This window comes from Methylophaga sp. UBA4204 (assembly GCF_002379485.1).
Classification (GTDB): Bacteria; Pseudomonadota; Gammaproteobacteria; order Nitrosococcales; family Methylophagaceae; genus Methylophaga.
The window spans coordinates 22,401-29,735 of record NZ_DFTU01000091.1 but is presented as its reverse complement, the minus strand read 5'-3'; the positions used below and the strand labels follow the sequence as shown (position 1 = coordinate 29,735).

General features: G+C 45.7%; 7 protein-coding genes. 6 read left to right on the top strand and 1 reads right to left on the bottom strand.

The features are described from left to right. Both mnmA and hflD read left to right on the top strand, forming a co-directional pair. Nucleotides 1-813 (top strand): tRNA 2-thiouridine(34) synthase MnmA (gene mnmA, locus B3182_RS13675; RefSeq protein WP_292753119.1); only part of this gene is annotated, 813 nt, incomplete at its 5' end. Then, nucleotides 810-1,442, top strand: a complete 633-nt coding sequence (hflD, locus tag B3182_RS13670) for a high frequency lysogenization protein HflD (protein WP_292357273.1) — start codon at nt 810-812, stop codon at nt 1,440-1,442. The genes mnmA and hflD, both read left to right, overlap by 4 nt. Nucleotides 1,443-1,518: 76 nt before the next feature. Here the strand turns inward: hflD and acnB are convergent, their stop codons facing one another. Beyond that, nucleotides 1,519-4,056, bottom strand: coding sequence for a bifunctional aconitate hydratase 2/2-methylisocitrate dehydratase (gene acnB, locus B3182_RS13665; protein WP_292357276.1), 2,538 nt, complete (start codon nt 4,054-4,056; stop codon nt 1,519-1,521). Between the two features lie 138 nt (nt 4,057-4,194). Here acnB and purB point away from each other — a divergent pair, with 138 nt between their 5' ends. From purB to B3182_RS13645, 4 genes are all read left to right on the top strand, one after another. Then, nucleotides 4,195-5,562: an adenylosuccinate lyase gene (purB, locus tag B3182_RS13660; protein WP_292753116.1), complete on the top strand. Its 1,368-nt coding sequence runs from the start codon at nt 4,195-4,197 to the stop codon at nt 5,560-5,562. Further along, nucleotides 5,563-6,069, top strand: a complete 507-nt coding sequence (locus B3182_RS13655) for a hypothetical protein (protein WP_292357281.1) — start codon at nt 5,563-5,565, stop codon at nt 6,067-6,069. Further along, complete coding sequence (locus tag B3182_RS13650; protein WP_292753113.1) at nt 6,066-6,848, top strand: hypothetical protein; 783 nt, start codon at nt 6,066-6,068, stop codon at nt 6,846-6,848. Before B3182_RS13655 ends, B3182_RS13650 begins: the two co-directional genes overlap by 4 nt. 16 nt (nt 6,849-6,864) lie before the next feature. Then, nucleotides 6,865-7,335 (top strand): nitroreductase family protein (locus B3182_RS13645; RefSeq protein ID WP_292753111.1); only part of this gene is annotated, 471 nt, incomplete at its 3' end.

The following is a 7,335-nucleotide window of genomic DNA, read 5'->3' as shown; positions in this document are numbered from 1 at the left end:
GATATTCTGTGTAATCGTGAAATCAAATTTAAAGCTTTTTTAGATCACGCCATGGAATTGGGTGGCTATCTGATTGCCACCGGTCATTACGCACGAGTGCGCGAACATGAAGGTAAATTTCAGTTATTGAAAGGCCTGGATAACAGCAAAGACCAGAGTTACTTCCTGTATACCCTTGGTCAGGCGCAATTATCCCGTACTCTTTTCCCGCTGGGCGAATTACCAAAAACCGAAGTGCGTCAGATTGCCGAAAAAGCTGGCTTTATCAATCACGACAAAAAAGACAGCACCGGTATCTGCTTTATCGGGGAGCGACGTTTTCGCGAGTTTCTGGGGCGTTACATTCCGGCTCAACCCGGTGAAATGCGCACCCCGGAAGGCGAAAAAATTGGTGAACATTCAGGGTTAATGTATTACACCCTCGGCCAACGCCAGGGCCTTGGCATTGGTGGTCGTAAAAACAGCAGCGGTGAGCCCTGGTTTGTGGCTGGCAAGGATATGGAAAAGCGAATTTTATATGTTGTTCAAGGTGAACATGAATGGCTTTACAGCACTAAACTTACCGCTGAACAACTTTCATGGGTGGCTGGCGAAGCCCCGGAATTGCCATGTCGTGCCAGTGCAAAAACCCGCTATCGTCAACCAGATCAGCCCTGCCTCATCACTCAGGATGAACAAGGCAATATTCAGGTTGAATTTGACTCGCCACAACGCGCCGTCACACCAGGACAATCTGTTGTGTTTTATCAGGATGATGTCTGTTTGGGCGGTGGCATTATTATCGATACCAACGCTCCGGGGATGCATCCATGAGTCAGAGAACAATTATTCATGATCGTGTCATTGCTCTCTCCGCTTTGATGCAATCCGTGACTTTAGTGCAGCAGATTGCTGAAACCGGTCAGGTCGATAACGATGATATGCAGACCATGCTGCAGAGTTTACTGGTGATGGATGCGCCTGATACTGAATCGGTTTATGGTGAAATCAGTAAATTAACAACGGGGATCCGTCAGTTCAATAATCAGCTATCGAAACGTAAACAACCTGGCGATATTGTGGTGTTGCGCTATGCAATCGGAATTTTGCACTTGCAACGCAAACTGGCAAAGCGCCCCGCAATGCTGGATCTGATTACCCGTGAACTGGATCAGATTCCGCAACAGATTGAATACTTTGGCAGCATCACCAGTCCGCAGGTAATTGCCCGTTTCGCCGATATCTATCAGCGTACCGTCAGTGAACTCACGCCGCGTATTCAGGTGTTTGGTGATTCCACTTATCTGCAACAAGCTGATAACGTTAATCGTATTCGTGCTCTGCTGCTGTCTGGAATTCGCGCTGCAGTGTTATGGCAACAGAAAGGTGGCAGACGCTGGCAGTTCTTATTGCAGAGCAATAAATTATTACAGGCAGCGACAGATTTACACGCTCAAACCTAATAAAGCTCGTTACCAATAATAGTCATAAAAAAAGGGCTGTGAAAACAGCCCTTTTTGGTTTCTGTGAGTTACCAATTTAACTAGCTTTAGCACGTTGATAGTGCTCCAACTCGTTAAAGTTCAGATAACGATAGATCTCATGAGCCATTGGCTGAATACCGGCAACTTTCTCCAGATATTCGGCAACTGTTGGAATACGCCCCAAACTGGCCACTACCGCCGCGAGTTCTGCAGATGATAAATAAACATCGGCTCCATTACCCAGACGATTCGGGAAGTTACGGGTAGAAGTTGAGACAACTGTGGCATTATCAGCCACCCGTGCCTGGTTACCCATGCACAACGAGCAACCCGGCGTTTCAGTGCGGGCACCAACACGACCAAAGATACTGTAGATACCTTCTTCCGTTAATTGATGCTGATCCATCTTGGTCGGCGGAGCAACCCACAATTTAACGGGCAGATTACCCATTTTCTCCAGCACTTTACCGGCGGCACGATAGTGACCAATATTGGTCATACAGGAACCAATAAACACCTCATCAATATGAGCACCAGCGACTTCGGATAAGGGTTTGATATCATCCGGATCGTTCGGACAGGCCAGCAATGGCTCTTTGATTTCATTCAAATCAATCTCGATAACCGCAGCGTATTCTGCATCAGCATCCGGCTCAAGCAATTGAGGATCAGCCAGCCATGCACGCATGGCATCTATGCGACGTTGCAGTGTTCTGGCATCGGCATAGCCTTCTGCAATCATCCATTCCATTAATGAGATATTGGAATTCAAAAATTCAATGATCGGTTCTTTATTTAATCTGACAGTACAACCATTAGCACTACGTTCTGCCGATGCATCTGACAGTTCAAATGCCTGCTCGACTTTCAGATCTGGTAAACCTTCAATTTCCAAAACACGACCATTAAAGATATTTTTCTTACCTTTCTTTTCAACCGTCAGCAATCCTTCCTGAATAGCCGCATAGGGAATAGCATTCACCAGGTCACGTAACGTGATACCGGGTTGCATTTCGCCTTTAAAACGGACTAATACTGATTCCGGCATATCCAATGGCATTACGCCAAGCGCAGCGGCAAACGCTACTAAACCTGATCCAGCAGGGAAACTGATACCAATCGGGAAACGGGTATGCGAATCACCACCGGTACCAACGGTATCAGGTAAGATCATCCGGTTTAACCAGGAATGAATAACCCCGTCACCAGGACGTAATGACACACCACCGCGTGTACTGATAAATTCCGGTAATTCATGCTGTAATTTGATATCAACCGGTTTTGGATAAGCCGCGGTATGACAGAAAGACTGCATCACCAAATCAGACGAGAACCCCAGACAGGCTAATTCTTTCAACTCATCACGGGTCATTGCCCCAGTTGTATCCTGCGAGCCGACGGTGGTGACTTTAGGTTCACAATAGGCACCTGGACGCACACCTTCCACACCACAGGCCACACCGACCATCTTCTGCGCCAGCGTAAAGCCTTTATCACTATGAACAGGTTCTACAGGGCGTTTGAAAACATCTGATGGTGGCATACCTAATGTTTCGCGAGCTTTATCGGTTAAACCACGACCTATAATCAAAGGGATACGGCCACCGGCACGTACTTCATCAGCAATAGTGGTTGGCCGTAAAGTGAATTCAGAAACGACATCACCGGCTTCGTTATAAATTTTACCTTCATATGGCTTGATCGTAATGACATCACCTGTTTCCAGTTGATCAACATTACATTCGATTGGCAAGGCACCAGAGTCTTCCGCGGTATTAAAGAAAATAGGCGCAATGTTATTCCCTAAAATCACACCGCCCTGGCGTTTGTTCGGGACATAGGCCACATCGTGGCCCATGTGCCAGAGCACTGAATTGATCGCAGATTTACGCGAAGATCCGGTACCAACAACATCACCGACATAAGCAATGGGATGACCCTTTTGTTTCAGCGAGATAATGGTATCAAGCGCGTCAGGCATTTTGCTGACCAGCATCGCCTTGGCATGTAACGGGATATCAGGACGACTCCAGGCTTCTGTTGCTGGTGATAAGTCGTCGGTATTGGTTTCGCCCGGGACTTTCAGCACAGTTAGCGTAATTGCTTCAGCTAACGCGGGTCGGGATAAAAACCATTCGGCTTCAGCCCAGGATTGTAAAATGCGTTTGGCATATTGGTTGGTTTCAGCCTTTTCCACTACATCATGGTAGGCGTCATAAACCATAACAATCTTGGAAAGCGCTTTTTCTGCTGCCTCTGCGGTTGCGTCATAATCCAGTAACTCAATCAGGGGTTGGATGTTATATCCCCCCATCATGGTACCGAGCAGTTCAGTCGCATAAACCGGTGTTATCAAATCACATTGTGTTTCCTGTTTGGCAATCGCCGCCAGAAAACCTGCTTTTACATAAGCTGACTTATCCACGCCGGGTGGAACGCGGTGAATCAGTAGCTCAAGCAGTGCTTCTCTATCGGTATTTTGAGGTTGTTTAAGCCCTTCAATGATGTCAGATACCTGTTTTGCATCTAACGGCAGAGGCGGTAAACCCTCTGCGGCACGCTCTTCAACATGTTTTTGATATTCTTGCAGCACGAAAACGCTCCGAAGTTGAAACTAAGATGGCCGTTATTTTAACGCAAATTCACAAAGCAAACTGAATCAAATCCAGAATCAGGACTGAGTTCTGCTATAATTTCGGCCAATTTTCAGCTTATTTTTAATGGAGTTTTCATGGAATTAACTGCTCTTACTGCCATCTCGCCAGTTGATGGTCGTTATGCCGATAAAACAAAGGCTTTACGCCCCTATTTCAGTGAGTATGGTCTGCTGCGAGCCCGTGTTGAAGTGGAATGCCGCTGGTTACATTTACTCGGCGCCAATGCAGATATCCAGGAAGTACCTAAACTGAGTGAAGACGCTGAAAAATTCCTCAACGATTTGATGAATGATTTCTCGGTAGAAGACGCGGCTGAGATTAAAGCTATCGAACGTGAAACCAACCATGATGTGAAAGCGGTTGAATATTTCATTAAACGTAAATTCAAAAACAATGCCGAGCTTGATGCGGTAAATGAGTTTGTGCATTTTGCCTGCACATCGGAAGACATCAATAATACTGCTTACGGCATTATGCTTAAAAATGCCCGGGAAAACGTTATTCTGCCGGAAATGGACACCTTAATAGGTGCGCTGAAGAAACTGGCACAGGAACAGGCTGAAACACCAATGATGTCTCGCACTCATGGTCAACCGGCCTCTCCCACCACACTGGGTAAAGAATTAGCCAATGTTGTAAAACGTCTTGAACTGCAACGCACTCACGTCGCCGCGGTTTTACTTTACGGGAAAATGAACGGTGCAGTCGGTAACTACAATGCCCACTATGCGGCTTATCCTAATGTGGACTGGCCAATGATGGCCAATGCGTTTGTCACTGGACTGGGACTGCGCTGGAACAAATACACCACCCAGATCGAACCGCATGACTATGTTGCTGAACTGTTTCAGGCAATGATTCGTTTTAATACCGTGCTGATTGATTTCTGTCGTGATGTCTGGAGTTACATCTCCATTGGTTACTTCAAACCAAAAACCGTTAAAGGCGAAATCGGTTCATCCACCATGCCACATAAAGTTAACCCAATTGATTTCGAAAATGCAGAAGGTAATCTGGGTATTGCTAATGCGACTTTTGATCATATGGCAATGAAACTGCCTATTTCCCGCTGGCAGCGCGATCTGACTGACTCCACCGTTTTACGCAATATCGGCGTCGGTTTTGCTCACTCCATGCTGGCTTACAGCTCTGCACTGAAAGGTATTAGCAAATTGGAAGCTGCTCCCGAAACAATGGCTGCAGATTTAGATGCCAACTGGGAGTTGTTAGCGGAACCTATCCAGACGGTTATGCGTCGATATGGAATTGAGAATCCTTATGAAAAGCTCAAAGAATTAACTCGTGGACAGAGAGTCAACAAACAAATCATGCATGAATTTATTGATACTCTAGATTTGCCAGATGCCGCTAAATTTGCGTTAAAAGAAATGACGCCTGCAAGTTATATCGGTAACGCTGTTGAACAGGCAAGAAACTGTTAAATGACTGATAATTCTAACCAGGCCGACACTAATCAAATCATCGCATTTGATGGAAAACATGAGGCAGCTGCGGCTGCCTTGGCTTTGGTTGAAACTGCCCATCGGGAAATCTGTTTTCTGGGCAGTGAGATGGATATGGTTCTGCTTGATCATCCGTCAGTAATCGACTGTTTGAAACAACTTTGTATCAATAGTCGCCGTACGCAGATAAGAATATTAGTAGATGAAACCCAAAGTAGCATTATTAATTCCCATCGACTGCTACCGTTAATAGCTAAACTCACCAGTTCGATCAGCGTGAATATTCTTTCAGAAAAACAACAACGACCAAAAAATATAGTGATGTTGGTGGATCATTCCGGCTATTTACGTTGTCTCAACAATCAACGCTATCAAGGTCAGGCTAATCTGCATGATCCTTTGACAGTCCGGGAACTCAAACAACAATTTGAAGAATGCTGGAATCACAGCTCTGCAGATGTTGCGACAAGGCGGTTACATTTATGAAAATCATCTTTTCGCTAGTGTTTTTCTTGCTGGCATTACCCGCCCACGCCGATCAAATACGCACCATTGAATTGCAACATCGACTTGCGGCGGAAATACTGCCCATGATTGAACCCATGATAGACAACTACACAATCATTAGTGGCCATGACAATCTGTTGATTATAAAAAGTTCGTCGCAAAACTTTCAGGAAATAGAGCGTTTGGTCAAACAGCTCGGTAGCAGGCAGCAGAGCCTTACAGTCACAGTGCTGCGAACCCAGCAACAGTTAAATGATGAACATTTTGCCGATGATCAACTTAATATTGATTTAGAGAACCCGAAAAATTCATCCGTGGAAATAAATCGCTGGTCCACCAAAAACAGTCGAGAACGGGATCAGCAGTACCAGGCAAGGGGTATTGCCGGTCAGCCTATTGATATACAAATGGGCCGCGCTGTCGCTGATAATCAGCAACAGCTTATTTTTTACCCTCATGGTGGTATTGCAGTTCAGGAAACGACCCAGTACATTCAACTGGATAATGGCTTTCAGGCAAGAGTGAATATTCTCGGCAATCAACAGGCCCGGGTCGATATCCTGCCATTATTCTCTAAGATGCAGCGTAATGGTGATATCTCAACAACCAGCTTACTGACCACGGTCAATGGTCCGCTAAATCAATGGATTTTAATTGGCCAGATTGGTGAACAACAACGCCAGCAAACGAATACAAAAACCTATCGCAGTCATCAGGATGAACAACAATGGCTGTATCTCAAAATTGAACTTAACTGAGTACCCCTGCAAAACAATGGATATAAAACAAGCGATTCAAACTCGTCGCTCGGTCAAACACTATGACCCGGCACATCAAATGACTGAAGCAGAAGTTAATGAGTTGATGGAACATGCCATCCTCTCACCTACTGCGTTTAATATTCAGCACTGGCGATTTGTCCGGGTAAAAGATGCTGAAAAACGCCAGCAAATTTTGGAAGCCGCATGGGGGCAGGCCCAAGTAGTAGATTCCTCTTTACTGCTGGTTTTGTGCGCTGATTTGAATGCGTGGGAAAAACAGCCTGAACGCTATTGGCAACATGCTCCACAGGCAGCACAGAATGCCATACTGCCAGCGATCGAAAATTATTATACCAACCATCATCAAGGCCAGCGTGATGAGTGCGTTCGCTCGGCCAGCATTGCAGCCATGAATATTATGTTGATGGCAAGAGGCATGGGATATGATTCTTGCCCGATGGATGGCTTTGACTTTGATAAAGTC

What these genes read in the sequence shown, in the direction of transcription:
- purB (WP_292753116.1), top strand. Translation starts at nt 4,195, where the DNA reads ATGGAATTAACTGCTCTTACTGCCATCTCGCCAGTTGATGGTCGTTAT.
- B3182_RS13655 (WP_292357281.1), top strand. Translation starts at nt 5,563, where the DNA reads ATGACTGATAATTCTAACCAGGCCGACACTAATCAAATCATCGCATTT.
- B3182_RS13650 (WP_292753113.1), top strand. Translation starts at nt 6,066, where the DNA reads ATGAAAATCATCTTTTCGCTAGTGTTTTTCTTGCTGGCATTACCCGCC.
- hflD (WP_292357273.1), top strand. Translation starts at nt 810, where the DNA reads ATGAGTCAGAGAACAATTATTCATGATCGTGTCATTGCTCTCTCCGCT.